The sequence below is a fragment of the Mesorhizobium sp. M7A.F.Ca.CA.003.01.2.1 genome, assembly GCF_003998945.1.
In the GTDB taxonomy this organism is placed as follows: Bacteria; Pseudomonadota; Alphaproteobacteria; order Rhizobiales; family Rhizobiaceae; genus Mesorhizobium; species Mesorhizobium ciceri.
In genome coordinates, this window is the sequence record NZ_RZRA01001624.1 from 1 (window position 1) to 525 (window position 525).

The window sequence follows — 525 nt, forward strand, 5'->3', positions numbered from 1 at the left end:
CCCGCCGGTAACAGAAGTCCCTGAGGGACCAGGCCCGCGAGCGCAATCCGAACTGAGAATTTAAACCGTGGCATGGACGAGGTCCCGGCCGCGCTGAGCAAGGTTTGCCGTTTTGGCAGCCCTGCCAAGGCAAATGAGAGAGGATTCATCATGCTGATCTCCCAGATCCTTGACGACGCCGAGACCATCCGCGTCGTCGCCCGCAATGGCGGCAAGACCCGGATCATCAATGGCGCCCGCAGCGTCTATTCGCTGGCGATGGAGGCCGCCCGCACCGGCGTCGGCCTCGTCGCGCTGATCGAACGCAAGGGGCTTGGCGAGACGGTCGATCTCGAGGCCGCTTACAAGAAGGGGCGGCTGCTGTCGCCGATCAATCACCCCGATCCGGCGCATCTGCACCTGACCGGCACCGGGCTGACGCATCTCGGCTCCGCCGCGACGCGCGATTCCATGCACAAGAAGCTGAGCGCCGACGGCGAGGAGCAGCTCACCGATTCCATGAAGATGTTCCGCATGGGGCTGGAG

At 64.4% G+C, this 525-nt stretch carries 1 pseudogene; it reads left to right on the forward strand.

Annotated elements, in window-relative coordinates:
- Nucleotides 1-150 precede the first annotated feature (150 nt).
- A pseudogene (locus EN969_RS34600) lies at nucleotides 151-525 on the forward strand (GguC protein); the annotation flags it as partial.